This window comes from Roseateles sp. P4_D2 (genome assembly GCF_056401875.1).
The window spans coordinates 23,556-46,955 of the sequence record NZ_JBFUIM010000023.1 but is presented as its reverse complement, the minus strand read 5'-3'; the positions used below and the strand labels follow the sequence as shown (position 1 = coordinate 46,955).

At 64.6% G+C, this 23,400-nt stretch carries 38 protein-coding genes; 33 read left to right on the top strand and 5 right to left on the bottom strand.

The genetic code is table 11. The features are described 5' to 3' along the window. The 33 genes from AC1DW0_RS28725 to AC1DW0_RS28565 form a co-directional block, all read left to right on the top strand. A partial coding sequence (locus AC1DW0_RS28725) for an EF-Tu C-terminal domain-related protein (protein WP_477949440.1) occupies positions 1 to 519 on the top strand: 519 nt, incomplete at its 5' end. Between the two features lie 66 nt (positions 520 to 585). Then, the gene (gene rpsJ / locus AC1DW0_RS28720; RefSeq protein ID WP_056194266.1) at positions 586 to 897 is read left to right on the top strand and encodes a 30S ribosomal protein S10; all 312 of its coding nucleotides are present in this window, start codon (positions 586 to 588) and stop codon (positions 895 to 897) included. Positions 898 to 1,160: 263 nt separating this feature from the next. Continuing rightward, entirely contained in the window at positions 1,161 to 1,832 is a 672-nt protein-coding gene (rplC, locus tag AC1DW0_RS28715) for a 50S ribosomal protein L3 (RefSeq protein ID WP_056194263.1), read from the top strand. Beyond that, positions 1,832 to 2,452, top strand: a complete 621-nt coding sequence (gene rplD, locus AC1DW0_RS28710; RefSeq protein WP_056194259.1) for a 50S ribosomal protein L4 — start codon at positions 1,832 to 1,834, stop codon at positions 2,450 to 2,452. Before rplC ends, rplD begins: the two co-directional genes overlap by 1 nt. Continuing rightward, complete coding sequence (gene rplW, locus AC1DW0_RS28705; RefSeq protein WP_056194256.1) at positions 2,449 to 2,763, top strand: 50S ribosomal protein L23; 315 nt, start codon at positions 2,449 to 2,451, stop codon at positions 2,761 to 2,763. The genes rplD and rplW overlap by 4 nt, the downstream gene beginning before the upstream one ends. Next, positions 2,764 to 3,588, top strand: a complete 825-nt coding sequence (rplB, locus tag AC1DW0_RS28700; RefSeq protein WP_056194253.1) for a 50S ribosomal protein L2 — start codon at positions 2,764 to 2,766, stop codon at positions 3,586 to 3,588. A gap of 10 nt (positions 3,589 to 3,598) precedes the next feature. Beyond that, on the top strand, positions 3,599 to 3,877 hold the full coding sequence (rpsS, locus tag AC1DW0_RS28695) for a 30S ribosomal protein S19 (RefSeq protein ID WP_056194250.1): 279 nt from the start codon (positions 3,599 to 3,601) through the stop codon (positions 3,875 to 3,877). Positions 3,878 to 3,888: 11 nt separating this feature from the next. After that, positions 3,889 to 4,218 (top strand): 50S ribosomal protein L22, encoded by a 330-nt coding sequence (gene rplV, locus AC1DW0_RS28690; protein WP_056194291.1) that lies wholly within the window; start codon positions 3,889 to 3,891, stop codon positions 4,216 to 4,218. Between the two features lie 14 nt (positions 4,219 to 4,232). After that, on the top strand, positions 4,233 to 5,096 hold the full coding sequence (rpsC, locus tag AC1DW0_RS28685) for a 30S ribosomal protein S3 (protein WP_056194248.1): 864 nt from the start codon (positions 4,233 to 4,235) through the stop codon (positions 5,094 to 5,096). Positions 5,097 to 5,098: 2 nt separating this feature from the next. Continuing rightward, entirely contained in the window at positions 5,099 to 5,515 is a 417-nt protein-coding gene (gene rplP / locus AC1DW0_RS28680; RefSeq protein ID WP_056194244.1) for a 50S ribosomal protein L16, read from the top strand. Positions 5,516 to 5,525: 10 nt separating this feature from the next. Next, the gene (gene rpmC, locus AC1DW0_RS28675) at positions 5,526 to 5,726 is read left to right on the top strand and encodes a 50S ribosomal protein L29 (RefSeq protein ID WP_056194241.1); all 201 of its coding nucleotides are present in this window, start codon (positions 5,526 to 5,528) and stop codon (positions 5,724 to 5,726) included. Then, positions 5,723 to 5,998, top strand: a complete 276-nt coding sequence (rpsQ, locus tag AC1DW0_RS28670) for a 30S ribosomal protein S17 (RefSeq protein WP_056194239.1) — start codon at positions 5,723 to 5,725, stop codon at positions 5,996 to 5,998. Before rpmC ends, rpsQ begins: the two co-directional genes overlap by 4 nt. 93 nt (positions 5,999 to 6,091) lie before the next feature. Further along, the gene (locus AC1DW0_RS28665) at positions 6,092 to 6,601 is read left to right on the top strand and encodes a peroxiredoxin (RefSeq protein WP_056194236.1); all 510 of its coding nucleotides are present in this window, start codon (positions 6,092 to 6,094) and stop codon (positions 6,599 to 6,601) included. A 263-nt stretch (positions 6,602 to 6,864) separates the two neighbouring features. After that, entirely contained in the window at positions 6,865 to 7,233 is a 369-nt protein-coding gene (rplN, locus tag AC1DW0_RS28660; RefSeq protein ID WP_056194233.1) for a 50S ribosomal protein L14, read from the top strand. A gap of 23 nt (positions 7,234 to 7,256) precedes the next feature. Then, the gene (rplX, locus tag AC1DW0_RS28655; protein ID WP_056194230.1) at positions 7,257 to 7,571 is read left to right on the top strand and encodes a 50S ribosomal protein L24; all 315 of its coding nucleotides are present in this window, start codon (positions 7,257 to 7,259) and stop codon (positions 7,569 to 7,571) included. 10 nt (positions 7,572 to 7,581) lie between these two features. Next, positions 7,582 to 8,121: a 50S ribosomal protein L5 gene (gene rplE / locus AC1DW0_RS28650; protein ID WP_056194227.1), complete on the top strand. Its 540-nt coding sequence runs from the start codon at positions 7,582 to 7,584 to the stop codon at positions 8,119 to 8,121. 8 nt (positions 8,122 to 8,129) lie between these two features. Then, positions 8,130 to 8,435: a 30S ribosomal protein S14 gene (rpsN, locus tag AC1DW0_RS28645; protein WP_056194224.1), complete on the top strand. Its 306-nt coding sequence runs from the start codon at positions 8,130 to 8,132 to the stop codon at positions 8,433 to 8,435. 23 nt (positions 8,436 to 8,458) lie between these two features. Next, positions 8,459 to 8,854, top strand: a complete 396-nt coding sequence (gene rpsH, locus AC1DW0_RS28640; RefSeq protein WP_056194221.1) for a 30S ribosomal protein S8 — start codon at positions 8,459 to 8,461, stop codon at positions 8,852 to 8,854. 17 nt (positions 8,855 to 8,871) lie between these two features. After that, positions 8,872 to 9,405 (top strand): 50S ribosomal protein L6, encoded by a 534-nt coding sequence (rplF, locus tag AC1DW0_RS28635; protein WP_057297235.1) that lies wholly within the window; start codon positions 8,872 to 8,874, stop codon positions 9,403 to 9,405. 11 nt (positions 9,406 to 9,416) lie between these two features. Further along, the gene (gene rplR, locus AC1DW0_RS28630) at positions 9,417 to 9,776 is read left to right on the top strand and encodes a 50S ribosomal protein L18 (protein WP_056194215.1); all 360 of its coding nucleotides are present in this window, start codon (positions 9,417 to 9,419) and stop codon (positions 9,774 to 9,776) included. A gap of 18 nt (positions 9,777 to 9,794) precedes the next feature. After that, positions 9,795 to 10,316: a 30S ribosomal protein S5 gene (gene rpsE / locus AC1DW0_RS28625; RefSeq protein ID WP_056194212.1), complete on the top strand. Its 522-nt coding sequence runs from the start codon at positions 9,795 to 9,797 to the stop codon at positions 10,314 to 10,316. Positions 10,317 to 10,336: 20 nt separating this feature from the next. After that, entirely contained in the window at positions 10,337 to 10,519 is a 183-nt protein-coding gene (gene rpmD / locus AC1DW0_RS28620; protein WP_056194210.1) for a 50S ribosomal protein L30, read from the top strand. Positions 10,520 to 10,544: 25 nt separating this feature from the next. After that, entirely contained in the window at positions 10,545 to 10,976 is a 432-nt protein-coding gene (rplO, locus tag AC1DW0_RS28615) for a 50S ribosomal protein L15 (protein WP_056194207.1), read from the top strand. Positions 10,977 to 11,004: 28 nt separating this feature from the next. After that, positions 11,005 to 12,312 (top strand): preprotein translocase subunit SecY, encoded by a 1,308-nt coding sequence (secY, locus tag AC1DW0_RS28610; RefSeq protein WP_056194205.1) that lies wholly within the window; start codon positions 11,005 to 11,007, stop codon positions 12,310 to 12,312. Positions 12,313 to 12,370: 58 nt separating this feature from the next. Beyond that, the gene (infA, locus tag AC1DW0_RS28605) at positions 12,371 to 12,589 is read left to right on the top strand and encodes a translation initiation factor IF-1 (protein ID WP_009855680.1); all 219 of its coding nucleotides are present in this window, start codon (positions 12,371 to 12,373) and stop codon (positions 12,587 to 12,589) included. Positions 12,590 to 12,646: 57 nt separating this feature from the next. Beyond that, positions 12,647 to 12,760 carry a 50S ribosomal protein L36 gene (gene rpmJ / locus AC1DW0_RS28600; RefSeq protein ID WP_056194202.1) on the top strand — a complete coding sequence of 38 codons (114 nt, stop codon included), beginning with the start codon at positions 12,647 to 12,649 and terminating at the stop codon, positions 12,758 to 12,760. A gap of 34 nt (positions 12,761 to 12,794) precedes the next feature. Beyond that, positions 12,795 to 13,160, top strand: coding sequence for a 30S ribosomal protein S13 (gene rpsM / locus AC1DW0_RS28595; RefSeq protein WP_056194199.1), 366 nt, complete (start codon positions 12,795 to 12,797; stop codon positions 13,158 to 13,160). A gap of 26 nt (positions 13,161 to 13,186) precedes the next feature. After that, positions 13,187 to 13,591, top strand: coding sequence for a 30S ribosomal protein S11 (rpsK, locus tag AC1DW0_RS28590; protein ID WP_056194196.1), 405 nt, complete (start codon positions 13,187 to 13,189; stop codon positions 13,589 to 13,591). Between the two features lie 233 nt (positions 13,592 to 13,824). Beyond that, entirely contained in the window at positions 13,825 to 14,448 is a 624-nt protein-coding gene (rpsD, locus tag AC1DW0_RS28585) for a 30S ribosomal protein S4 (RefSeq protein WP_056194191.1), read from the top strand. A gap of 138 nt (positions 14,449 to 14,586) precedes the next feature. Further along, positions 14,587 to 15,576 (top strand): DNA-directed RNA polymerase subunit alpha, encoded by a 990-nt coding sequence (locus AC1DW0_RS28580; protein WP_056194188.1) that lies wholly within the window; start codon positions 14,587 to 14,589, stop codon positions 15,574 to 15,576. 135 nt (positions 15,577 to 15,711) lie between these two features. After that, positions 15,712 to 16,101, top strand: coding sequence for a 50S ribosomal protein L17 (rplQ, locus tag AC1DW0_RS28575; RefSeq protein WP_056194184.1), 390 nt, complete (start codon positions 15,712 to 15,714; stop codon positions 16,099 to 16,101). Between the two features lie 161 nt (positions 16,102 to 16,262). Further along, positions 16,263 to 16,607, top strand: coding sequence for a PRC-barrel domain-containing protein (locus AC1DW0_RS28570; protein WP_056194183.1), 345 nt, complete (start codon positions 16,263 to 16,265; stop codon positions 16,605 to 16,607). A gap of 8 nt (positions 16,608 to 16,615) precedes the next feature. Next, entirely contained in the window at positions 16,616 to 16,810 is a 195-nt protein-coding gene (locus AC1DW0_RS28565; protein ID WP_056194180.1) for a hypothetical protein, read from the top strand. A 9-nt stretch (positions 16,811 to 16,819) separates the two neighbouring features. On the opposite strand, the gene pdeM is transcribed toward AC1DW0_RS28565, so the two are convergent. From pdeM to AC1DW0_RS28540, 5 genes are all read right to left on the bottom strand, one after another. Next, entirely contained in the window at positions 16,820 to 17,479 is a 660-nt protein-coding gene (pdeM, locus tag AC1DW0_RS28560; RefSeq protein WP_477949435.1) for a ligase-associated DNA damage response endonuclease PdeM, read from the bottom strand. Beyond that, positions 17,476 to 19,986, bottom strand: coding sequence for a ligase-associated DNA damage response DEXH box helicase (locus AC1DW0_RS28555; protein ID WP_477949433.1), 2,511 nt, complete (start codon positions 19,984 to 19,986; stop codon positions 17,476 to 17,478). Before AC1DW0_RS28555 ends, pdeM begins: the two co-directional genes overlap by 4 nt. After that, complete coding sequence (locus tag AC1DW0_RS28550) at positions 19,986 to 20,330, bottom strand: hypothetical protein (protein ID WP_477949431.1); 345 nt, start codon at positions 20,328 to 20,330, stop codon at positions 19,986 to 19,988. The genes AC1DW0_RS28555 and AC1DW0_RS28550 overlap by 1 nt, the downstream gene beginning before the upstream one ends. Positions 20,331 to 20,614: 284 nt before the next feature. Further along, on the bottom strand, positions 20,615 to 22,258 hold the full coding sequence (locus AC1DW0_RS28545) for an ATP-dependent DNA ligase (RefSeq protein ID WP_477949429.1): 1,644 nt from the start codon (positions 22,256 to 22,258) through the stop codon (positions 20,615 to 20,617). Next, positions 22,255 to 23,295, bottom strand: coding sequence for a ligase-associated DNA damage response exonuclease (locus AC1DW0_RS28540; RefSeq protein ID WP_477949427.1), 1,041 nt, complete (start codon positions 23,293 to 23,295; stop codon positions 22,255 to 22,257). The genes AC1DW0_RS28545 and AC1DW0_RS28540 overlap by 4 nt, the downstream gene beginning before the upstream one ends. Between the last annotated feature and the right edge of the window lie 105 nt (positions 23,296 to 23,400).

Here is a 23,400-nt window from a genome sequence, read left to right as displayed (position 1 = left end):
GGCCGCGGCACCGTCGTGACCGGTCGCGTCGAGCGCGGCATCATCAAGGTCGGCGAAGAAATCGAAATCGTCGGCATCCGCGACGTGCAGAAGACCACCGTCACCGGCGTCGAAATGTTCCGCAAGCTGCTGGACCAAGGTCAAGCAGGCGACAACGTCGGCATCCTGCTGCGCGGCACCAAGCGTGAAGACGTCGAGCGCGGCCAAGTGCTGGCCAAGCCCGGCTCGATCAAGCCGCACACCCACTTCACGGCCGAGATCTACGTCTTGTCCAAGGAAGAGGGCGGCCGCCACACGCCGTTCTTCAACAACTACCGTCCCCAGTTCTACTTCCGTACCACGGACGTGACCGGTGCGGTGGAGCTGCCCAAGGACAAGGAAATGGTCATGCCCGGCGACAACGTCGGCATCACCGTGAAGCTGATCGCGCCGATCGCGATGGAAACCGGCCTGCGCTTCGCCATCCGTGAAGGTGGTCGCACCGTCGGCTCGGGCGTCGTCGCCACGATCCTCGCGTAATTCATGCGTGACGTGCGCCGGGCGGCATCCGCTCGGTGCTCACCACCTGCTCTTTAAGGAACCGTCATGCAAAAGCAAAAGATCCGCATCCGCCTCAAGGCGTTTGATTACAAGCTGATCGACCAGTCGGCCCTCGAGATCGTCGAGACCGCCAAGCGCACCGGCGCCATCGTCAAGGGCCCCGTGCCCCTGCCGACGCGCATGGAACGTTTCGACATCCTGCGTTCGCCCCACGTCAACAAGACGAGTCGCGACCAGTTCGAGATCCGCACCCACCAGCGTCTGATGGACATCGTCGACCCGACCGACAAGACGGTTGACGCCCTGATGAAGCTCGACCTGCCCGCCGGCGTCGACGTCGAAATCAAGCTGCAGTAATTCCGAGCCTTTGGGCTTGGTAATCCAAGACCCCGGTCCTGCCTCGGCAGGCCGGGGTCTTGTCTTTTGTGCTGGGCGGGGCCTAACGCTTGCATCGGGGCAACCCCGCAGGCTATACTCACCAGCTTTTCCGGGTTGGCCTATGCCTGCTCGGATATTCGCGCGGTGTTTCGCAAGAGATCCTGCACAAGTCAGCCCGGCCAATCGATGTCGGGTGTTCGCAATAGCTTCCGAGGCGTGAGCCGACGGGGCTGGAGAAAAACATGAGTCTGAGCAACCGTCTCGGTTTGCTGGGCCGCAAGGTGGGCATGATGCGCATCTTCACGGACGATGGCGATGCCATCCCTGTGACGGTGCTGGACGTGTCCAACAACCGCGTGACCCAGGTCAAGACCCAAGAGACCGACGGCTACAGCGCCATTCAAGTGGCGTTCGGTACGCGCAAAGCTTCGCGCGTCACCAAGCCTGAAGCCGGCCACCTTGCCAAGGCAGGTGTCGAAGCCGGTGAAATCCTCAAGGAATTCCGCGTCGAAGCCGACGTCGCAGCCCAGTACCAAGCTGGCGCGACCGTTCCGGTGACGTTGTTCGCCGCCGGCCAGCTGGTCGACGTGCAGGGCACGTCCATCGGCAAGGGCTTTGCGGGCACCATCAAGCGCCACAACTTCAGCTCGCAGCGCGCGTCGCACGGTAACAGCCGTTCGCACAACGTGCCGGGCTCGATCTCGATGGCGCAAGACCCGGGCCGTGTGTTCCCGGGCAAGAAGATGACCGGCCACATGGGCGACGAAACCTGCACCACGCAGAACCTGGACATCGTGCGCGTTGACGAAGCCCGTCAACTGCTGCTGGTCCGCGGCGCGGTCCCGGGTTCCAAGAACGGCCACATCGTCGTTCGCCCGGCCGTCAAGGTCAAAGTCAAGAAGGGAGCCAACTGATGCAGCTCGAGCTCCTGAACGAGCAGGGTCAGGCCACCGCCAAGGTGGAAGCGCCTGACACCATCTTCGCTCGCGACTACAACGAAGCCCTGGTGCACCAGGTGGTCGTGGCCTTCCAGGCCAACGCCCGCCAAGGCACTCGTGCCCAGAAGGACCGTGAACAGGTTCATCACTCGACCAAGAAGCCTTTCCGCCAGAAGGGCACCGGCCGCGCTCGCGCCGGTATGACCTCGTCGCCGCTGTGGCGCGGGGGCGGTCGCATCTTCCCGAACATGCCTGACGAGAACTTCTCGCACAAGCTGAACAAGAAGATGTACCGCGCCGGCATGGCTGCGATCCTGTCGCAGCTGGCCCGCGAAGGCCGCCTGGCCGTGGTGGATTCGATCTCGATCGAAGCCCCCAAGACCAAGCTGCTGGCCGCCAAGTTCAAGGCCATGGGCCTGGACTCGGTGCTGGTCATCTCCGATGTCGTGGATGACAACCTGCTGCTGGCTTCGCGCAACCTGGCCAATGTGCTGGTCGTCGAGCCGCGCTACGCCGACCCCCTGTCGCTGGTCTTCTACAAGAAGGTGCTGGTGACCAAGGCTGCGGTCGAGCAACTCAAGGAGATGCTGGCATGAGCGCCCCCAAGTATTCCGAAGGCCGTCTGGCCTCCGTGCTGCTCGCGCCCATCGTGTCCGAAAAGGCCACGCAAGTTGCCGAGAAGCACAACCAGGTCCTGTTCAAGGTCCTGCGCGACGCCACCAAGCCCGAAATCAAGGCCGCTGTTGAACTGATGTTCAAGGTCGAGGTCGAGTCGGTCAACGTCGTCCAGGTCAAGGGCAAGACGAAGCGCTTTGGTGGCCGTGCCGGCCGCCGTGACCACGTCAAGAAGGCCTATGTGGCCCTCAAGGCCGGTCAAGAGCTCAATTTCTCCGGGGAGGCCGCGTAAATGGCCATCGTCAAAGTCAAACCTACCTCGCCCGGTCGCCGTGGCGTCGTCAAGGTGGTGCACAAGCACCTGCACAAGGGCGCGCCCCATGCAGCTTTGCTTGAGCCGCAAATCCAGAATTCGGGCCGCAACAACAACGGTCACATCACGATTCGCCACAAGGGCGGTGGTCACAAGCACCACTACCGCGTGGTCGACTTCAAGCGCAACAAGGACGGCATTCCGGCCAAGGTCGAGACCATCGAGTACGACCCGAACCGCACCGCCCACATTGCGCTGGTGGTGTACGCCGACGGCGAACGCCGCTACGTGATCGCTCCGCGCGGTCTGGAAGTGGGTTCGACCATCCTGAGCGGCGCGGAAGCCCCGATCAAGGCTGGCAACACGCTGCCGATCCGCAACATCCCGGTGGGCTCGACGATTCACTGCATCGAGCTGCAGCCTGGCAAGGGTGCCCAGATGATCCGTTCGGCCGGCACGTCTGCGGTCCTGATGGCTCGCGAAGGCGTTTACGCCCAGATCCGTCTGCGCTCCGGCGAAGTCCGCCGCGTGCACGTCGACTGCCGCGCCACCATCGGTGAAGTGAGCAACGAAGAGCACAGCCTGCGCCAGTACGGCAAGGCCGGCGCGATCCGCTGGAAGGGTATCCGTCCGACCGTTCGCGGTGTGGCGATGAACCCGGTGGATCACCCGCACGGTGGTGGCGAAGGCCGCACCGGCGAGGGCCAGGTCCCTGTGTCGCCGTGGAACACCCTGACGAAGGGCTACCGCACTCGCAACAACAAGCGCACGCAGACGTTCATCGTCTCGCGTCGCAAGAAGTAAGGGCTAGGCCATGACCCGTTCGCTGAAGAAGGGCCCCTTCGTTGACCACCATCTGATGGCCAAGGTCGACAAGGCTGTTGCCATTAAAGACAAGAAGCCCATCAAGACTTGGTCGCGCCGCTCGACGATCCTGCCCGAGTTCATCGGTCTGACGATCGCCGTGCACAACGGCAAGCAGCACGTGCCGGTTTATGTGTCTGACCAGATGGTCGGCCACAAGCTGGGTGAATTCGCACTGACCCGCACCTTCAAAGGCCATCCGGCCGACAAGAAGGCCGGGAAGAAGTAAGGATGCCGACGATGGAAACCAAAGCAATCGTTCGCGGCGTTCGCCTCTCGTGTGACAAGGGTCGCCTCGTGGCTGACCTGATCCGCGGCAAGAAGGTGGACCACGCCCTCAACATCCTGGAATTCACCCAGAAGAAGGCGGCCGTCATCATCAAGAAGGCGCTGGAAAGCGCCATCGCCAACGCCGAGCACAACGACGGCGCTGACATTGATGAACTCAAGGTCACCTCGATCTACGTCGAGCAGGGTGCCACGCTGAAGCGCTTCTCGGCTCGCGCCAAGGGTCGCGGCAACCGCATCAGCAAGCCCACCTGCCACATCTTTGTGGCTGTCGGCAACTAAGGCGCAAGAAGACTATGGGACAGAAAATCCATCCGGTTGGCTTTCGCCTTCCTGTCACCCGTAACTGGGCTTCGCGCTGGTATGCGAACAATCAGAACTTCGCCACGATGCTGGCCGAAGATCTGCGTGTTCGCGAGTACCTGAAGGCCAAGCTCAAGAATGCTGCCGTTTCGCGCATCCTGATCGAGCGCCCCGCCAAGAACGCACGCATCACGATCTACTCGGCTCGCCCGGGCGTCGTGATCGGCAAGAAGGGCGAGGACATCGAAGCGCTGAAGGCTGAACTGACCAAGCGTCTGGGCGTGCCCGTCGCCGTCAACATCGAAGAAGTGCGCAAGCCCGAAGTCGATGCTCAGCTGATCGCCGACTCGATCACCCAGCAGCTCGAGAAGCGCATCATGTTCCGCCGCGCCATGAAGCGCGCGATGCAGAACGCGATGCGTCTGGGTGCCCAGGGCATCAAGATCATGAGCGCTGGTCGTCTGAACGGCATCGAAATCGCTCGTACCGAGTGGTATCGCGAAGGTCGTGTGCCCCTGCACACCCTGAAGGCCGACATCGACTACGGCTTCTCCGAAGCCAAGACCACCTACGGCGTCATCGGCGTCAAGGTCTGGGTCTACCGCGGTGACCGTCTTGCCAATGGCGAGGCTCCAGTCATCAACACCCCCGCAGGCGCCGAAGACGATCGTCGCCCGCGCCGTAACGCCCGTCCGGGCGCTCCTGGTGGCCGTGGCCGTCCGGGTGGCGACCGTGGCCCGCGTGACGGAGCAGATCAGCCCGCTGCCGCCGCCCCCACGGGTGACGCAGCCAAGCCCGCCGCCAAGCGCGTGGTCCGCAAGGTCCCCGCAGCCGGTGGTGAGGCCAAAGGAGAATAAGCATGCTGCAACCCGCTCGTCGTAAATACCGCAAGGAGCAGAAGGGCCGCAACACGGGTGTTGCGACCCGAGGTGCTGCGGTGTCTTTCGGTGATTTCGGCCTCAAGGCCACCGAGCGCGGCCGTCTGACGGCCCGCCAGATCGAAGCGGCTCGCCGCGCGATCTCGCGCCACATCAAGCGCGGTGGTCGAATCTTCATCCGCGTGTTCCCGGACAAGCCCATCTCGCAAAAGCCTGCCGAAGTTCGGATGGGTAACGGCAAGGGCAACCCCGAGTACTACGTCGCTGAAATCCAGCCCGGCAAGGTGATCTACGAGGTTAACGGCGTTCCCGAGCAACTCGCTCGCGAGGCGTTCACGCTGGCTGCTGCCAAGCTGCCGCTGCGTTGCACCTTCGTGGCCCGCCAGGTCGGCACCTGAGGAAGACACCATGAAAGCAACTGAACTCCGCACCAAGGATGTCGCTGCCCTCGAAAAGGAAGTGACCGACTTGCTGAAGGCCCACTTCGGCCTGCGCATGCAAAAGGCCACCCAGCAGCTGACCAACCACAGCCAACTGGGCAAGACCCGCCGCGACATCGCGCGTGCCAAGACCGTCCTGGCACAAAAGAAGAAGGAGGCCACGAAATGACTGAGGCCCAAGTCCAAGCCAAGAACACGCGCACCCTGGTCGGCCGCGTGGTCAGCGACAAGCGTGCCAAGACGGTCACCGTCCTGGTCGAGCGTCGCGCCAAGCACGAGCTCTACGGCAAGATCGTGGCCCGTTCCCGCAAGTACCACGCCCATGACGAAAAGGGCGAGTACAAGATGGGTGACGTCGTCGAGATCAGCGAAGGCCGTCCGATCTCCAAGACCAAGAGCTGGGTCGTGACCCGCCTGGTCGAGAAGGCCGAGATCGTCTAAAGACACCGGTCGCATGACCGCTGCACAACCGGCACGCTGGGCAACTGGCGCGCCGGTTTTTCATTTCCGGAACACTCTCTCAGGAGCGACACCATGATCAAGGTTGGCGACAAGCTGCCCGCAGGCAGCCTGCAGGAATTCATCGAAGTGGAAGGCGAGGGCTGCTCGCTCGGCCCCAACAGCTTCGATATCGAGAAGGCCACGGCCGGCAAGACCATCGCCATCTTTGCCCTGCCGGGCGCCTACACGCCGACCTGCTCGGCCAAGCATGTGCCGGGCTACGTCGAGTCGACCGAGGCGTTGAAAGCTGCCGGTGTTGACGAGATCTGGTGCGTGTCCGTCAACGACGCCTTTGTCATGGGCGCGTGGGGTCGTGACCAGAAGACCGCCGGCAAGGTCCGCATGATGGCCGACGGTAGCGCCCAGTTCGCCCAGGCCACCGGCCTGACGCTGGACCTCACCGCCAAGGGCATGGGCGTGCGCTCGCAGCGCTACTCGATGCTGGTCAAGGATGGCGTCGTCAAGACGCTGAACGTCGAAGGCCCCGGCAAGTTCGAGGTCAGCGACGCCAGCACGATGCTGGCGCAAGCCAAGGCCGCCTAAGCAATTGGTCATTCCGCGGGCCGGCAGCAGCCGGTCCTGCAAAAACTTCTGCGACAGGCATTGACGCCCCAAGGGTTCTCACTGCATAATGCGCAGCTTCGCCGAACACCAGTGCACCTGCTACGCAGCTGCCCATGCTGGTTTCGGATCCGCCCTCAACCGTTGGGCAGCAAGTGGCGCAACGCTACAAGCTGACTGACTTACGGGCCCAAGACTGACCGACGCGCAGCTCTGCTGCAACTCGGGGCAAGTTGGGGACAGACATGATCCAAATGCAATCGCGGCTTGATGTCGCGGACAACACTGGTGCGAAGTCCGTTCAGTGCATCAAGGTGCTGGGCGGCTCCAAGCGCCGCTATGCGCACATTGGCGACATCATCAAGGTCAGCATCAAAGAAGCTGCTCCGCGTGGTCGCGTGAAGAAGGGCGAGGTCTACAGCGCCGTGGTGGTTCGTACTGCCAAGGGCGTGCGCCGCCAGGACGGCTCGCTCGTCAAGTTCGACGGCAATGCCGCCGTGCTGCTCAATGCCAAGCTGGAGCCGATCGGCACCCGCATCTTCGGCCCGGTGACGCGTGAACTGCGTACCGAGCGCTTCATGAAGATCGTGTCGCTGGCGCCCGAGGTGCTTTGAGCCCCCACTGTCTGAGGTAAGCCATGAACAAGATTCGTACCGGCGACCAGGTCATTGTGCTGACCGGCCGCGACAAGGGTAAGCGCGGCACTGTGTCCGCCCGCACTGACGACGCCCATGTGGTCGTTGACGGCATCAATGTCGTCAAGAAGCACGTCAAGCCCAACCCCATGAAGGGCACCACCGGTGGCGTCGTCGACAAGACCATGCCTATCCATCAATCCAACGTGGCGATCTTCAACGCCGCTTCCGGCAAGGCCGATCGGGTGGGCGTCAAGCTCGTCGACGGCAAGCGGGTGCGCGTGTTCAAGTCGACCGGCGAAGAGATCAAGGCTTAAGAGGTCCCTCATGGCTCGTCTTCAAACGCATTACCGCGAAAAAATCGTGCCCGGCCTGGTCGAGAAGTTCGGCTACAAGTCGGTCATGGAGGTGCCTCGCATCACCAAGATCACGCTCAACATGGGCGTGAGCGAGGCTGTCGCCGACAAGAAGGTCATGGACCACGCCGTGGGCGACCTGACCAAGATCGCCGGCCAGAAGCCCGTCGTCACGAAGTCGAAGAAGGCAATCGCCGGCTTCAAGATCCGTGACGCGGTGCCCATCGGCGCAATGGTCACCCTGCGCGGCGTCCAGATGTATGAATTCCTGGACCGCTTCGTGACGATCGCCCTGCCGCGCGTTCGCGACTTCCGGGGTATCTCCGGTCGTTCGTTCGATGGCCGTGGCAACTACAACATCGGCGTCAAAGAACAGATCATCTTCCCCGAAATCGAATACGACAAGGTGGATGCTCTGCGTGGTCTGAACATCAGCATCACGACGACTGCCAAGACGGACGACGAAGCCAAGGCTCTCCTGGCTGCGTTCAAGTTCCCGTTCAAGAACTGAGGTGATCTGTGGCTAAAACTTCCATCAAGCAACGTGAACTGAAGCGCGAAGCACTCGTCGCCAAGTTCGCGAAGAAGTACGCAGAACTGAAGGCCATCATCGACGACAGCAAGAAGTCGGATGAAGAGCGCTACGCCGCTCGCCTCGAGCTGCAGAAGCTGCCCCGTAACGCCTACCCGACTCGCCTGCGCAACCGCTGCGAGCTGACCGGTCGTCCGCGTGGCACCTTCCGCAAGTTCGGCCTGGCCCGTAACAAGATTCGTGAACTGGCCTTCAAGGGCGACATCCCCGGTGTCGTCAAGGCCAGCTGGTAATCGGCCGATAGGAGTATTCGCAAATGAGCATGAGTGATCCCATCGCCGATATGCTGACCCGCATTCGTAACGCGCAGATCGTCGAAAAGACGAGCGTTGCCATGCCGTCGTCCAAGCTGAAGGTGGCGATTGCCAAAGTCCTGAAGGACGAAGGCTATATCGATGACTTCGCCGTCCGCGGCGAAGCTGCCCGCCCCGAGCTGGAAATCGCGCTGAAGTACTACGCTGGCCGTCCGGTCATCGAGCGTATCGAGCGCGTCAGCCGCCCCGGCCTGCGCATCTACAAGGGCCGCCACGACATTCCTCAGGTCATGAATGGCCTGGGCGTGGCGATCGTCACGACTCCGCAAGGCGTCATGACGGACCGCAAGGCTCGCGCTGCCGGTATCGGCGGCGAAGTCCTCTGCTACGTCGCCTAAGCGAAGGAGTAGAAACAATGTCCCGCGTTGGAAAAATGCCGGTCAACCTCCCGCAAGGCGTGGATGTGACCGTCGGTGCTGATTCGATCAGCGTCAAGGGCTCGCTGGGCACGCTGGTGCGTCAGTCGAACAAGCTCGTCACCGTCAAGAACGAAGCCGGCAAGCTGAGCTTCGCTCCCGCCAACGAGTCGGCCGAAGCCGATGCGATGAGCGGCACCATGCGCGCCCTGGTGGCCAACATGGTCAGCGGCGTCAGCAAGGGTTTCGAGCGCAAGCTGAACCTGGTGGGCGTGGGCTTTCGCGCCCAGGCCCAGGGTCAGAAGCTCAACCTGCAGATCGGCTTCTCTCACCCCGTGGTGAAGGACATGCCGGCTGGTATCAAGGTCGAGTGCCCGACCCAGACGGAAATCGTCATCAAGGGCGCTGACCGTCAGGTCGTCGGCCAGATCGCCGCCGAGGTGCGCGCCTTCCGTCCGCCTGAGCCCTACAAGGGCAAGGGCATCCGTTATTCGGATGAGAAGGTCTCCCTCAAAGAGACCAAGAAGAAGTAAGGAGCAGCGCCATGATGACCAAGAAAGAACAACGCCTGCGTCGTTCGCGCCAGACCCGCGCTCGCATTGCGATCCAGCGCGTGGCCCGTCTGACGGTGTTCCGCTCCAACCTGCATATCTACGCCCAAGTCGTCTCGGAAGACGGCGCCAAGGTGTTGGCTGCAGCCTCCACTGCCGAGAAGTCGGTCCGCGAACAGCTGAGCAGCAACGGCGGCAACGTCGCCGCTGCCACGCTGGTGGGCAAGCTGATCGCCGAGAAGGCCAAGGCCGCTGGCGTCGAGAAGGTTGCCTTCGACCGCTCCGGTTTTGCCTACCACGGCCGTGTCAAGGCCCTGGCCGAAGCAGCCCGCGAAGCCGGCCTGCAGTTCTGACGCATCAAGGAATAAGAAATGGCAAAGTTTCAACCCCGCGGCGCTCAGGCTGAAGGCAACGACGACGGCCTGAAGGAAAAGATGATCGCGGTCAACCGCGTGACCAAGGTTGTGAAGGGTGGCCGTACGCTGTCCTTCGCCGCTCTGACCGTGGTCGGTGATGGCGATGGCCGCATCGGCATGGGCAAGGGCAAGGCCAAGGAAGTGCCGGTCGCCGTGCAGAAGGCCATGGAGTCGGCTCGCCGCAACATGGTCAAGGTCAGCCTGAAGAACGGCACCATCCACCACAACGTGGTGGGCGAGCACGGTGCTGCACACGTCATCATGGCCCCGGCTCCTGCCGGTACCGGCGTCATCGCCGGCGGCCCGATGCGCGCCGTCTTCGAAGTGATGGGCGTGACCGACATCGTGACCAAGAGCCACGGTTCGACCAACCCTTACAACATGGTCCGCGCCACGCTGGACGCTCTGAAGCGTTCAACCACGCCGGCCTCTGTCGCAGCCAAGCGCGGCAAGACTGTTGAAGAAATCTTCAACTGATCGCCCAAGCGGAGCACAAGATGTCTGACAAGAAAACCGTGACGGTCAAGCTGGTGCGTAGCCCCATCGGCTGCCGCGCCTCGCACCGTGCCACCGTGGTCGGCCTGGGTCTGCGTCGGCTGAACAGCCAGAGCACCCTGGAAGACACGCCCGCAGTGCGCGGCATGATCAACAAGATCGCTTATCTGGTGCAAGTGCTCTAAGCGCGGCACACAAGAGGACAAGACGATGGAACTCAACACGATCAAGCCCGCTGAGGGCTCCAAGCATGCCAAGCGCCGTGTCGGCCGCGGCATCGGCTCGGGCCTGGGCAAGACCGCAGGTCGTGGCCACAAGGGCCAGAAGTCCCGCGCTGGTGGCTACCACAAGGTCGGCTTCGAAGGCGGCCAGATGCCGCTGCAACGTCGCCTGCCCAAGCGTGGCTTCAAGTCGCTGACGCTGAAGTACAGCGTCGAGATCAACCTGTCGGACCTGCAAGGTCTGGCCGGCGAAGAGATCGACGTGTCGACGCTGAAGGCGGTCGGCCTGGTGCCCCAACTGGCCAAGTCGGTCAAGGTCATCCTGTCCGGCGCCATCGAGCGCAAGGTCACGCTGAAGGGCGTGAACGCCACGAAGGGCGCCAAGGCGGCCATCGAGGCGGCCGGCGGCTCGGTCGCTTAATTCACAGCGCACAAGGAACTGATCCAGCGTGGCTACCAACGCGAATCAGCTGGCCAAGAGCGGCAAGTTCGGCGACCTGCGTCGTCGGCTTGTGTTCCTGCTGCTGGCTCTGGTCGTCTACCGCATCGGGGCGCATATCCCCGTGCCCGGTATCGACCCGAACCAGCTGGCCCAATTCTTCAAGGGCCAGGCCGGTGGCATCCTGAGCCTGTTCAACATGTTCTCGGGCGGCGCGCTGTCGCGCTTCACCGTGTTCGCGTTGGGCATTACGCCTTACATCTCGGCGTCCATCGTTTTACAGCTGATGACCTACGTCGTGCCGACGCTGGAACAGCTGAAGAAGGAAGGCGAAGCCGGGCGTCGCAAGATCACCCAGTACACGCGTTATGCGACGCTGGGTCTGGCTCTGTTCCAGAGCCTGTCGATCGCATTGGCGCTGGAAGGCTCTGCTGGCCTGGTGCTGAACCCTGGTTTCGGCTTCCGCCTGACCGCAGTGTCCAGCCTGGTGGCCGGCACGATGTTCCTGATGTGGCTGGGTGAGCAGATCACCGAGCGCGGTCTGGGCAATGGCATCTCGATCCTGATCTTTGGCGGTATCGCCGCGGGTCTGCCGGGTGCGATCGGTGGCCTGTTCGAGCTGGTGCGTACCGGTGCGATGGGTTACGGCTCGGCGCTGATCGTGATCTCGCTGGTCGTGCTGGTGACCTTCGCCGTGGTCTTCGTCGAACGTGGCCAACGCAAGATCCTCGTGAACTATGCGAAGCGCCAGGTCGGCAACAAGGTCTACGGCGGCCAGTCGTCGCACCTGCCGCTGAAGCTGAACATGTCCGGCGTGATCCCGCCGATCTTCGCCTCGTCGATCATCCTGCTGCCGACAACGGTGGTGAGCTGGTTCGCGACGGGTGATGGTCTGCGCTGGTTGAAGGACCTGGCCGGCATGGTCAGCCCGGGTCAGCCGATCTATGTGCTGCTGTATTCGGCTGCCATCGTGTTCTTCTGCTTCTTCTACACGGCGCTGGTGTTCAACAGTCGTGAGACCGCAGACAACCTGAAGAAGAGTGGCGCGTTCATTCCGGGCATTCGTCCGGGTGAGCAGACCGCCAAGCACATCGACAAGATCCTTTCGCGGCTCACGCTGGCTGGTGCGATCTACATCACGCTGGTCTGCCTGCTGCCCGAATTCCTGACGCTGAAGTACAACGTTCCGTTCTACTTCGGTGGCACTTCCCTGTTGATCATCGTCGTCGTGACGATGGACTTCTGGGCCCAGGTGCAGAGCTACATCATGAGTCAGCAGTACGAGTCACTGCTGAAGAAGGCCAGCTTCAAGCCCTGAGGGCGCGGAGCTGATCGTTAACCAAGATTGATTCCAACAACAATCCTGAACGTACGGCATGGCGAAAGACGACGTCATTCAAATGCAGGGCGAGATTCTTGAGAACCTCCCCAACGCCACGTTCAGAGTCAAGTTGGAGAACGGGCATGTCGTTCTCGGTCACATCTCCGGCAAGATGCGGATGCACTACATCCGCATCCTGCCTGGCGACAAAGTGACCGTAGAGCTGACACCCTACGATTTGAGTCGTGCTCGCATCGTGTTCCGGGCGAAGTGAGCTGTTTGAACCCCCGGACGCGTGTGAGCGCAAAGAAGTTAGGCCAAGGAGCAGACCATGAAAGTTTCGGCATCCGTTAAGCAGATGTGCCGCAATTGCAAGATCATCCGCCGCAAGGGCGTGGTGCGTGTGATCTGCACCGACCCGCGCCACAAGCAGCGCCAGGGCTGAGCCCCAGCTCGCACGACAGGACTAGAGGACAACCATGGCACGTATTGCTGGTATCAACATTCCGCCGCAAAAGCACACTGAGATCGGTCTGACCTCGATCTACGGCATTGGCCGTACGACCGCTCAGCAGATCTGCACGAACTGCGGCATTCCGTTCGACAAGAAGGTCAAGGACCTGAACGACGGCGATCTCGAAAAGATCCGTGACGAGGTCAACAAGTTGACCATCGAAGGTGACCTGCGCCGTGAGCAGTCCATCAACATCAAGCGTCTGATGGACCTCGGTTGCTACCGCGGCTTCCGTCACCGCCGTGGCCTGCCGATGCGTGGTCAACGCACCCGTACGAATGCCCGTACCCGCAAGGGTCCGCGCAAGTCGGCTGCGACCGGCAAGAAGTAAGCTGCCCGAACTGAAAGAAGCTCATCATGGCAAAAGCACCCAACAATTCGGCTGCCCAGCGGGTTCGCAAGAAGGTCCGCAAGAACGTTGCAGACGGCATCGCGCACGTCCACGCCTCGTTCAACAACACCATCATCACCATCACTGACCGTCAAGGCGGCGCCCTGTCGTGGGCTTCGTCGGGTGGCCAAGGCTTCAAGGGCTCGCGCAAGTCGACCCCCTTTGCAGCCCAGGTGGCAGCTGAAGTGGCTGGCCGCGCTGCACAAGAGCAGGGCATCAAGAACCTCGACGTCAAGATCAAGGGCCCCGGCCCGGGTCGTGAGTCGTCGGTTCGCGCCCTGGCAGCGCTGGGCATTCGCATCAACTCGATCTCTGACGTGACGCCCGTGCCGCACAACGGCTGCCGTCCGCAGAAGCGTCGCCGTATCTGATCCCATTCACCTCTAGGTGACAGGGACATTGCAGATTCGGATGGCGGTGCGATAATCGCACGTTTTCCCGGAGCCGGCGGGCACTTTGTGCCGCGCCGGCTTCAGTCTTGAGTCGATCTCATTTTCGAGACGGCTCATAAGCCCACCGTCCAAGCCCATAAAAACACCGGCTGGACTCGCGTCAACAACCTCGGATTTGAGGCTTGGCGTCAGATTGAACAAGGACACGCAAAGTGGCACGTTACCTCGGCCCCAAGGGCAAACTTTCCCGCCGCGAAGGCACCGACCTCTACCTGAAGAGCGCCCGCCGCGCCATCAGCGACAAGGTCAAGTTCGACTCCAAGCCCGGCCAGCACGGCCGCACCTCCGGCCAACGCACGTCCGACTTCGGCCTGCAGCTGCGCGAGAAGCAGAAGGTCAAGCGCATGTACGGCGTGCTGGAGCGCCAGTTCCGCCGCTACTTCGCCGAAGCCGAGCGCCGCAAGGGCTCGACCGGCGTGAACCTGCTGCAGCTGCTGGAATCGCGTCTGGACAACGTCGTCTACCGCATGGGCTTCGGCTCCACCCGCGCAGAAGCCCGCCAGCTGGTTTCGCACAAGGGCGTCACGGTGAACGGCGAGGTCGTCAACATCGCTTCCTACCTGGTCAAGGCCGGTGACACCGTCGCCGTGCGCGACAAGGCCAAGAAGCAATTGCGCGTCACCGAGTCGTTCAAGCTCGCTGATTCCATCGGCCTGCCGGCCTGGGTCAGCGTCGACGGCACCAAGCTCGAAGGCGTGTTCAAGAAGGCTCCGGACCGCGATGAGTTCGGCGCCGAGATCAACGAATCGCTGATCGTCGAGTTGTACTCGCGTTAATGATTTCCCCCGCCGACCACGCCTGCTTTGGGCGCGGTCGGCGTTTCCTCGTCCGGGCTTTTGCCCTTCGTAGGCTCTGCCCGGCTGGTCCTCAGCCTTATCGGTGTAACGAACCGAGGGTATTGAAAGAAAGACCTCATGCAAACCAACTTGCTCAAACCCAAGTCCATCAACGTGGAGCCCCTGGGCGGTCATCGCGCCAAGGTCACCCTGGAGCCGTTCGAACGCGGCTACGGTCACACCCTGGGCAACGCCCTGCGCCGTGTGCTGCTCTCGTCGATGGTGGGGTATGCGCCGACGGAAGTGACGATTGCCGGCGTGCTCCACGAGTACTCGGCCATCGACGGCGTGCAAGAGGACGTGGTTCACATCATGCTGAACCTCAAGGGCGTCGTCTTCCGCCTGCACAACCGTGAAGAAGTGACCCTGGTCCTGCGCAAGGAAGGCGAAGGCCCCGTCACCGCGGCCGACATCCAGACCCCGCACGACGTCGAGATCATCAATCCCGAGCACGTCATTGCCCACTTGTCGCAGGGCGGCAAGCTCGACATGCAGATCAAGGTCGAGAAGGGCCGTGGCTATGTGCCCGGCACGATGCGCCGCTTCGGCGACGAGCCGACCAAGAGCATCGGCCGCATCGTCCTGGACGCCTCGTTCTCGCCCGTCAAGCGCGTCAGCTACGCCGTCGAAAACGCCCGCGTCGAGCAGCGTACCGACCTGGACAAGCTGGTCATGGAAATCGAAACCAACGGCGCCATCTCGCCCGAGGAAGCGATCCGTGCTTCGGCCAAGATCCTGGTTGAGCAACTGGCCGTCTTCGCCCAGCTGCAAGGCACCGACCTGGTCGACGCCTTCGACCAGCCGGCCCAGCGCTCCAGCAGCTTCGACCCGATCCTGCTGCGCCCGGTCGACGAACTCGAGCTCACCGTGCGTTCGGCCAACTGCCTGAAGGCCGAAAACATCTACTACATCGGCGATCTGATCCAGCGCACCGAGACCGAGCTGCTGAAGACCCCGAATCTGGGTCGCAAGTCGCTCAACGAAATCAAGGAAGTGCTGGCTTCGCGCGGCCTCACCCTCGGCGCCCGCCTGGAAAACTGGCCCCCGCAAGGCCTGGACAAGCGGTAATCCGCTTCGCTCGAACAGAAAAGACGGCCTGAAGGCCGTCATCGGATGACAAACGCACTTTGGTGCGTTTGATCGTGCAACCAGCAGTACCTGATCCGGCTGCTGGCATTAACAAAGTGAAAAAGGAATAGCACCATGCGTCACCGTAACGGCCTCCGTAAACTCAACCGCACCAGCGCCCACCGCGCTGCGATGCTGCGCAATATGTGCGTGTCTCTGCTCGAGCACGAAGCCATCAAAACCACGGTCCCCAAGGCCAAGGAACTGCGCCGCGTCGTTGAGCCCCTCATCACGCTCGCCAAGGAACCCACGCTGGCCAACCGCCGCCTGGCTTTCGACCGCCTGCGCGACCGCGACATCGTCAGCAAGCTGTTCAACGTACTGGGCCCGCGCTTCGCGGCTCGTCCGGGCGGCTACACCCGCATCCTGAAGATGGGCTTCCGCGTCGGCGACAACGCGCCCATGGCTTTCGTTGAGCTGGTGGATCGCGCCGAAGGCGAGACCGCTGGCGAAGCCGTCGAATAAGTTCAGCCCGCGCTGATCCATGAAGCCCGCCTCGTGCGGGCTTTTTCATGGGCGCTCGCGGCGTCGGCCCCCTCCTACGCGCAAGGCAAACCCAGCCTGACGACACCGCGGCCCCGGCGCGCGCACAGTGGAACGCCGCTTCCACTTCGCACGAACCCGCCATGAGCCTCCATCCCACCATCTCCTCGGCCAAGGTCGAGGGCACCGCGGTCTACGACCTCGCCGGCGACAAGCTCGGCGCCATCGACGACCTCGTCATCGACAAGCGCACCGGCCATGTGCGTTATGCCGCACTGGAATTCGGCGGCTTTCTCGGCCTGGGTACCGACCGCTACCCGTTGCCCTGGGACATGCTGAAGTACGACACCAGCAAGGATGGCTATGTCGTCAACCTGGATCGCGACCTGCTGACCGATGCGCCGCGGTACGCCAAGGACGCAGTGCCGGCCTACACCGAGGACTACGGCCGCAGCGTCTATACCCACTACGGCTTCAACTGGCAGTGAGGCGCACCATGAGCAAGTCCCATCTTGGCCACAGCCACAGCCACAACGCCCAGTCCGGCCCCGTGACGCACACCGCCAGCGAATTCGCCACAACCAAGGCCACCCAAGGGCAGACGCTGACCAAGCAGGCCAAGGCGCCGGCGCGCCAGAAAGACGGCACGGCGCGTGAAGCACCCCAGGGCCCGCCTCAGCACAAGATCTGACCGGCCGCGTTAACGGCGCAAAGGCAGCCAGTGCAGATCGCCGTCGCCAAGCACCGCCACTTGCGCGCTGTGCCGGGCAAGGTCCGCGCGCCGCAGCGTCAGCGCACCGGTGAGGCCGCCGAAGGCCGGCAGCACCAGGGCGTGCGGGTAGCGCACGAAGCAAGGCCGGCGCAGTCGGTCCCCCGCACGGCTGGCGATGACGACGGCGGGGTGCCAATGCCCTGCAAGCGTGAAGCCCGCTGCGCCGGGTGGCGGTGGCTCATGCGCAGCTGTCAAAGGGCCTAGCGCCCATGCCGTGCTGACAACCTCCATCGGCAAGCCGGGCGGATGAATGCGCCGGTCGTGGTTGCCGAGTACCAGCACGGTCTGTACGCGTCGCGCAAAGCCGTCGACCGATTCGAGCAGGGCCGGCGTCAGCCCCTCGGCGCCGTGCCAGAAATCACCCAGCACGACGAGTCGAGTCGCGCGGTGCGTCGCTACCAGCGCTTCCAGCCGCGCCAGTGTGCGCGCGCTGCTGCCAGCCGGCACCGCCTGACCTTGCGCACGAAAGGCAGCGCCCTTGCCCAGGTGCAGGTCGGCAGCGAACAGCGTGCGCGCGGTGGGCCACCAGACCGCGCCATCCGGCAGCAGGCACAAGGTCTCGCCGGCAGCTTCGATGCTGAGGCTCACCGCCGCCCCCGCCGCGCACCACTGCGTTTAGCGGTCTTGTTGCTCTCCTGCGCGAAGGCCAGCCGCGCGCCCACGTCCAGCGGCGCCGCGCCTCCGCCCGCCGCCGCCTCCAGCTCCGCCAGCATGCGTGTCAGCCGCTGCGCCAGCGACTCGGTCGTCACCCGTTCGCGCAGCATCTCCACCAGCAGCGGAAAGGCCAGCGGCGAGGTCTGCTTTGGCCGCTGCAAGTCCAGCGGCATTGCAGCCAGCCGGTCCAGCGTGCGCGCCAGCGAGTCCTCGTCCAGCTCGGCCGACAGCAGCTCCTCCTCGGCCTGGCGCAGCAGGCGGTTGCCCGGGTCGTGCTGGCGAAAGACGTCGAAGTACAGCGAGCTCGATGCCTGCAGCTGGCGCTGGCTGCGCACCTCGCCGGGGTGGCTCTGGAAGATCAGCCCCGAGATGCGCGCGATCTGCCGGAAGCGCCGGCGCGCCAGTTCGCTGGCGTTGATGCTGGCCAGCACCTCCTGGCGCAGAGTGTGGCGGTCCACGGCGGCAAGCAGTCCGGGCAGGCGCGCCGCCCAGTCGACGTCGGTGGCGCTGAGCAGCTCCATGCCGTATTCGTTGATGGCGACGGTGAAGGTGGCCGGCGTGTCGCGCCCCACGCGCCAGGCCAGCAGCCAAGCCAGGCCCAGGTGCACCGTGCGGCCGGCGAACGGGTAGAGGAAGAGGTGGTGGCCGTCCGACGAGGTCTGCACCTCGGCCAGCAGCCGCTGCGGCCCGGGCAGGGCCGACCACTCGGCCTGCAGCTTCAGCAGCGGTGCGACGAAGCGCATCTCCTTGTCCAGATAGCGACCCTGCGCCGCTTCATCGAAGCGCTCCAGCATCGCATCGGCCAGCGTGTCGGAGATCGGGAACTGCCCGCCGTTCCAGCGCGGCAGCAGCGCGCGGCCCGGCTTGCCGATGCGCACATAGGCGGTCAGCCCCTCGACGCGCACCAGCTCCAGCGCCCGGCCACCCAGCAGGAAGACATCGCCGGGCTTGAGCCGCGCGATGAAGCTCTCCTCCACCGTCGCGATGCGCCCCCCGCCCAGGAACTGCACGCTCATCATGGCATCCGACACGATGGTGCCGATGTTGCTGCGGTGGCGCCGCGCCAGCCGCACGTCCGGCACACGCCACACGCCCTCGTCGTCGGGCACCACGCGCTGGAAGTCCGGGTAGGCGCGCAGGCTCTCGCCGCCATGGCGCACAAAGGCCAGGGCCCATTGCCAGGCCTCGTCGCTCAAGCCGCGATAGCTCGGCGCTGTACGCACCTCGGCCAGCAACTGCTCGGGCCGGAAGCCTCCGCCCAGTGCCACCGTCACGAGATGCTGCACAAGCACATCCAGCGGCGCCACCGGCGCGTGGCGCGGCTCGATGCGGCCGGCCTCCACGGCGGCGCGCAGGGCCGAGGCCTCGACGATCTCCAGGCTGTGCGTCGGCACCATGGTCACGCGCGAGCGGCGCCCCGGCGCATGGCCGCTGCGACCGGCGCGCTGCAGCAGGCGGGCCACGCCCTTGGCCGAGCCGATCTGCAGCACCTGGTCCACCGGCAGGAAGTCCACGCCCAGGTCCAGGCTGGCCGTGCAGACGACGGCCTTGAGCTGGCCGGCCTTCATCGCCGCCTCTACCCAACGCCGCAGCTCGGCATCGATGGAGCCGTGATGCAGCGCGATCGCGCCGGCCCAGTCGGGCCGTGAGTCCAGCAGCGCCTGGAACCAGCGCTCGCTCTGAGAGCGCGTGTTGGTGAACACCAAGGTGCTGGCCGCCTTGTCGATCAGCTCGGCGACGGCCGGCAGCATGGTCAGACCCATGTGGCCGCCCCAGGCGAAGCGCTCGATGCGAGCGGGCAGCAGCGTCGCGATGTCGATCTTCTTGTCCTGGGCGCCGCGCACCAGCACCGCCTCCGGCGCCAGCACGTCACGCGCCTCGTCGAGATTGGCCAGCGTGGCCGACAGGCCCCAGGTCATCAGCGCCGGGTTCCAGTGCCGCAGCCGCGCCAGCGCCAGCTGCAGTTGCACGCCGCGTTTGGTGCCCAGCAATTCATGCCATTCATCGACGACGACCAAGCGCACCCGCTTCAGGATGTCCGGGGCGTCAGCGCGGGAGAGCATCAGGCTCAGGGATTCGGGCGTCGTGACGAGGCCGGTGGGCCAGCGGCGCTGTTGCGAGGCGCGCTCGCTGGTGGATGTGTCGCCGGTGCGTGCGGCCAGCGTCCAGTCCGGCGCGAGCGCAGACGCCGCGTCCTGCAGGGCTAGCAGCGTGTCGTGGCTGAGCGCGCGCATCGGGGTCACCCAGAGCACAGTCAGCGGAGCTTCCTTGTCGCCGAAGGCTTGCAGCGCGCCGAGCCAGACGGCCAAGGTCTTGCCGGAGCCGGTGGTGGCGTGAAGGAGGCCGGAATGGCCGGCTTTCATTTCCTTCCAGACGGTGCGTTGGAAGGGGAAGGCTTTCCAGCCTTTGCTTTCCAGCCATGTGGTGGTTGGGTTAGGCATTAGGTGGCTTTGCCTGGCGTGCTCTTGCTCGATGCATTGCCGGGAGTCCCGCCCGGCGGCGGGGTGACTTTCTTCTGCGGCGCCAGAAGAAAGTCACCAAAGAAGAGGCGCTGAACCGCACACGAGCACCACACCGCCAGGAGCGGCGCGCGAAAACGCTCACCTCCATTTCGGGCGGACGCGACCCGCTGCGCTCTCGCTGCTGTCCCTATGACGATCACCATCCAGCGCCCCTTCACGCCGCTTAACGTCGGCTGCACGCCGAACTCGTCAGGGAATGCAGCGTCGCTCGGGCGACGCGACCGCCGCGCAACCTCGGTGGTGTCGCCCGAGCGACGCTGCATTTGGTTTTCTGGTGAGCCCGGCGTGCAGCCGCGCGTTAAGCGGGCAGGTGGTGGAAGGACTGGTGCTGGTGACAGGGACAGCAGCGAGAGCGCAGCGGGTCGCGTCTTCCCGGTCAACGAGTGGCTGTTGCACGGCGCAGCTCGTGCATGTGGTGCTGGTGTGCGGTTCAGGGCCTCTTCTTTGGTGACTTTCTTCTGGCCCCGCAGAAGAAAGTTACCCGGCTGCCGGGACGGACTCCCGGCAATGCAGCGAGAGGACACTCGCTCCGCAAAAGCAACCCACATCAACTCACCACCTCCATCAACTCCCTCAGCGACTCCAACGTATCCGCCTCCCACAACGGCTTGTCCTCCCGAATCCGCAGCATGCGCGGAAACCGCACCGCGATGCCGCTCTTGTGCCGCGTGCTCGCCTGGATGCCTTCGAACCCCAACTCGAACACCATCGTTGGCCGAACCCTCCGCACCGGGCCGAACTTCTCCACGGTCGTCTTGCGGATCTCTCGATCCACTCGCTTGATCTCCTCGTCGGTCAGCCCCGAGTAGGCCTTCGCAAACGGCACCAGCATCAGCTCGCCGCCTGTCGAATCGAGCGCGGCCTCGGCCTCCGCCGCATCCCGCGGCGCGCGATTCCAGACGGCAAAGCTGTAGTCGGTATAGAGGTTGGCACGGCGGCCATGGCCGGCCTGGGCGTAGATCAACACGGCATCCACGCTCAGCGGTGCGACCTTCCACTTCCACCAAGCGCCGACGGTGCGGCCGATGCCATAGGCCGACTCCCGGTGCTTCAGCATCAGCCCCTCGACGCGCTTGTCGCGCGACTGCTCGCGGGCCGAGGCGAGGCCGGGCCAATCGCCCGCGTCCACCAGCGGAGAGGTCGCGATGCCGAGTCGCTCCAGCCGCGCACGGCGCACATGCATGGGCTCCTGGCGACGGTCCGCGCCCTCGCTCTCCAGCAGGTCGTACGCCAGCAGCCGCACCGGCGCCTCGGCCAGGATGGCCTTGGACAGCTTGGTGCGGCCGATGCGCTTTTGCAGCAGCGCGAAGGGCGCCGGCTCCGCCTCGCCGTGCCGCCAGGCCAGCAACTCGCCATCGACGACGGTGCCGTCCGGCCAGGTGCTCGCTTCCAGCACCACCTCCGGAAAGCGTTCCGTCACCAGCTCCTCGCCGCGCGACCAGATCCACACCTGGCCGTCGCGCTTGACCACCTGGGCCCGGATGCCGTCGTACTTCCATTCCGCCAGCCAGTCGCTGCGCTCGCCAAGCGCCGCCGGTTCGCCGGGCAGCGCATGCGCCAGGAAGAAGGGGTAGGGCTGGCCGCCACGAGAGCCGCTTGTGTCCTCGGCCAGCAGCGCCTGGAAGCGCGCGGCCGTCGGCGGCGTGTCGATCTGGGTGTAGCCCATCATGCGCTGCGCGATGCCGGCCGCGTCGGCCCCAGACCACTCGGCCAGCGCCCGCTGCACCAGCAGCTTGCTGACACCGACGCGAAAGCCCCCGCCCACCAGCTTGACGAACATGAAGCGCTCGTCCGCCGACAGGCCCTGCCACGCGCTCAACACGGCCTCGCGTCGCGCCGCTGCGTCGAGCGCACGCAGCGGCAGGATGCGCTGCTCCATCCAGTCGGCCAGCGGCTCGTCGAGCTTGTCCTGCGGGTCGGGAAGCACGTAAGCGATGGCCTCCGCCAGGTCGCCGGTGACGGCATAGCCGGCCTCGAACAGCCACTCCGGCAAACCCGCCGCCTCGCAGGCCAGCGCTCGCAGCTCGCTCGTGGGCACCGCTCGGCGCGGCGTGCCGCCGGCCAGCAGATAGACGGCCCAGGCCGCATCACGCGCGGGCGCGTCGGCCAGGTAGCGTTTCAATGCCGCCACCTTGGCCAGTGTGGACGTGCTGGCGTCGATGGCGAGGTAGAGGGCGACAAAGCGCTTCATTGCGCCGCCTCCACGCCATGCGTCTCGTCGCCGTACTCGGTCGCAAAGGCCTCGGCCTGCAAGCCCAGTTCACTCAGATAGCGCACCAGCGCGCCTTCGTCGCCATGCGTGACGATGACGCGCTGGGCGCCGGTCGATTGAATGGCCGACAGCAGCCCTGGCCAGTCCGCGTGGTCGCTGAAGACGAAGCCGCGGTCCACGCTGCGGCGCCGGCGGGCGCCGCGCAACCGCATCCAGCCGCTGGCAAAGGCGTCGCTGTGCGGCCCCAGCGCTTTGGCCCAGCGGCTGTCCTGCACGGCCGGCGGTGCGATGACGAGCGCGCCGCGCAGCGCCTTGAAGTTCGTTTCCGGCGTCACGGTCTCCACCTCCGGCAGGGCCACGCCCGCCGCGCGATAGGCCTCGTTCAGCCGCGCAACCGCTGCATGCACCAGCACCGGCCCAGGTGCGTCCGCGGTTGCCAGCCCCGCCACCAGCCGCTGCGCCTTGCCCAGGCTGTAGCCCATCAGCAGCGCCTGCTTGCCCTGGGCCGCGCAGTCGGCCCACCACGCACGCATCTCGGCCAGCACCTCGGTCTGCGGCGCCCAGCGGTAGATCGGCAGGGCAAAGGTGGCTTCGGTGATGAAGACATCGCAGCGCACCGGCTCGAAGGGCGCGCAGGTGGTGTTGGCCTCCCCCTCAGCATTCACCGCGCCGCTGACGAAGCAATCGCCCGACACGACCCAGACCTCGCCGCGGTGTTCCACCCGCACCTGGGCCGAGCCCAGCACATGGCCGGCAGGGTGCAGGCTGACGGTTACCTCGCCCAGTTGCAACGGCTCGCCATAGGCCAGGCCCTGGAAGGCCATGTCGGGACCCATGCGGGAGCGCATCAGCCCTTCGGCGTCGCTGTGGGCGAGGTAGGCGCCGTGGCCCTCGCGGCAATGGTCGGCATGGGCGTGGGTGATGACGGCACGCGCCACCGGCCGCCAGGGGTCGATATGAAAGCCGCCCGCCTCGCAATACAGGCCCTCGGGGCGGCGGGTGATCAAGTCAGCCATGGACCCAGTGTGCCCAGGTCGGCGCAGCACGCTTGTCGGACGGCATCCGCTCATTTACGGGACTCGCGCGGAACTCAAACGCCAGAGCCGTGACTCACCACGGGT